Origin of the sequence: Streptomyces sp. NRRL S-495 (assembly GCF_000966955.1) — a bacterium.
GTDB lineage: Bacteria > Actinomycetota > Actinomycetes > Streptomycetales > Streptomycetaceae > Kitasatospora > Kitasatospora purpeofusca.
On the sequence record NZ_JZWY01000217.1, the window covers coordinates 1 to 2577 of the forward strand.

The window sequence follows — 2577 nt, forward strand, 5'->3', positions numbered from 1 at the left end:
GTGATGCCCGGCGCGACGGAGGCGCCGAAGCCGGCCACCACGAGCGCCCCGTAGCCGCCGGGGGCGGCGGTCAGCAGCCGTCTGACGGTGAGCGAGGCCCGCCGCCGGCCGACGCCGGTCCGCACCACGACGGGCGGGCCGCCGGCCGCGCCGCGCCAGTCCCCGCCGCGCAGGGCCCACACCTCGGGGCCGAGCGCGCAGAGGACCAGCAGCGGGGCAGCGGTCACCGGGACGCCCCGATCGGCGCGGTACCGGTGGCCGGCCGGCCGGCCGCGGGGCCGCCGTGCAGGTAGCGGCCGAGCGCGGTGACCGGGAAGACCAGCCGGTACAGGTGGTAGTTGATGGAGAAGTCCCACGGGAAGCCGGTGCCGGTGAACTGGGGCTCGTCCCAGGTGCCCTCGGGCAGCTGGGTGCGCACCAGCCAGTCGACGCCGCGCTCGACGGCGGGGTTGGCCCGGCCGTCCGGCCCCTCCCCGGCCGCGAGCAGCGCCATCAGCGCCCAGGCGGTCTGCGAGGCGGTGGACTCGCCGCGCCCGGCCCAGCGCGCCGGGTCCTCGTAGGAGCGCATGTCCTCGCCCCACCCGCCGTCGGTGTTCTGGCGGTCCTCCAGCCAGCGGACGGCACGGCGGATCGCCGGGTGCTCGGCGGGCACGCCGACGGCGACCAGGGCGGGGAGCACCGATCCGGTGCCGTAGATGTAGTTGGTGCCCCAGCGGCCGAACCAGGAGCCGTCGGCCTCCTGGTTGCGCAGCAGCCACTCGACGCCGCGCCGGGTGCGCGGGTCGCGGGCCTTGCCGACCTCGGCCAGCATCTCCACGACGTGGGCGGTGACGTCCGCCGACGGCGGGTCGACGACCTCGCCGAAGTCGCAGAACGGCAGCTTGTTCGGCAGGGTGCTGGTGTTGTCGACGTCGAAGGCACCCCAGGCGCCGTTCTTGGACTGCATGCCGAGGTTCCACCGCACGGCCCGGTCGACGGAGCCGGCGACCTTGGCCGGGTCCGGGTGGGCGACCCGGCAGAGCGCGAGCACCACCTCGGCGGTGTCGTCGATGTCGGGGTAGGTGTCGTTCTCGAACTCGAACGCCCAGCCGCCGGGGGCGAGCGAGGGCCGCTGGACGGACCAGTCGCCGCGCTTGGTGATCTCCTCGCCGAGCATCCAGTCGACGGCGGAGACCAGCGCGGGGTGGTCGGCCGGGAGTCCGGCGTCGACCAGGGCGACGGTGGCCAGGCAGGTGTCCCAGACCGGTGACTGGCAGGCCTCCAGCCAGCGCCGGCCGTCCGGGGTGTGCACGGTGAAGCGGTCGAAGGAGGCGAGCCCGGCCCGCATCACCGGGTGGTCGAGCTCGTAGCCCTCCAGGTGCAGGGCGATCAGCGAGTAGACGGCGGGCGGCTGGATGCCGCCCCAGCAGCCGTCGGCCTCCTGGCGCTCGACGATCCAGCGGCAGGCCTGGGAGACGGCGAGCCGGCGCAGCGGGCGCAGGGCTCGGTGGTGGTAGGCGTGCAGGGCCTTGTCCAGGCGTTCGAACAGGCCGTCCCAGCTGGTGGCCGGGGCGAGCGGCCGGACCGGGAAGGGGTCGTCCGGGTCGGTGTGCAGCTCGGTCAGCGCGAACGGCGCCGGGCGGACCGGCCGGTGCGCGGAGACGACGGTCAGCGGGACGATGGTCTGCCGGGCCCAGCAGCCGAAGGCATAGATGTTGAGGGGCAGCCACCTCGGCAGGAACATGATCTCGGGCGGCATCTCCGGCAGCCGTTCCCATGGCCACCAGCCGAACAGCGCGAGCCAGATCCGGGTGAAGACCCGGGCGGCGGCGATCCCGCCGGCCGACCGGATCCAGCGCGCGGCGGCCATCATGTGCGGGGCGCCCGGATCGTCGCCGGCGAGCTTGAGGGCGACGTACGCCTCGACAGTGGTGGAGAGCTCGGCCGGTCCGCCGTGGAAGGTGGACCAGGTGCCGTCCTCGCGCTGGTGGGAGCGGATCCATTCGGCGGTGGCCTTGGTCTGCTCCTCGGTCCGGATCCCGAGGAACTGCCGGAGCAGTAAGTCCTCGGCGTCCATGGTGACGTTGGTCTCCAGATCGCCCTTCCACCACCCCTCGGAACTCTGCAGGGAGAGCAGGTGGGTGGTGGCGCGGGCCAGTGCCTCCTCGGCGGAGGCGGCCCCGTTCTGCGATTTCTCGGTCCGGTCGGCCGACGCGGCGGCGGCCCCCTCGGGCTGCCACTCCCCGGCGCCCAGGAGCGCCGGGGCGAGGCCGCCCACCGCGACCGGCTCGGGATCGTACTCAGGGTCGAGCCGGCCGTCCGCGGTTGCTGTCAACGTAACGTCACCTCTCTCGTACCACCACGAATTCGGCGAGTGCGACGAAGTGCTCGCGCACCACATCGGGCATGGGCACCTCGTCCAGAGCGGCGAGGGCAGTCGTGTGCTGGCGGCGGGCCTCCTCCCGGGTCCAGGCGCGACCGCCGGCCTGCTCGATCAGCAGGGCGCGGGCGGCCAGCTCGGTCTCGCTCTCCTCGCCGCGCCCCTTGGGATCGGCGAGCTGTTCGGCCAGTTCGCGGGAGGCCGGGCCGCCCTCGGCG

General features: G+C 74.5%; 1 protein-coding gene and 2 pseudogenes. All 3 read right to left on the reverse strand.

Annotation, left to right across the window (positions count from 1 at the left end; translation table 11 throughout):
• Nucleotides 1-227: pseudogene (locus tag VR45_RS13315) on the reverse strand (1-hydroxy-2-methyl-2-butenyl 4-diphosphate reductase); the annotation flags it as partial.
• Nucleotides 224-2314, reverse strand: a complete 2091-nt coding sequence (shc, locus tag VR45_RS13320) for a squalene--hopene cyclase (protein WP_234325963.1) — start codon at nucleotides 2312-2314, stop codon at nucleotides 224-226. The gene shc and the pseudogene VR45_RS13315, both read right to left, overlap by 4 nt.
• Nucleotides 2315-2321: 7 nt before the next feature.
• A pseudogene (locus VR45_RS13325) lies at nucleotides 2322-2577 on the reverse strand (polyprenyl synthetase family protein); the annotation flags it as partial.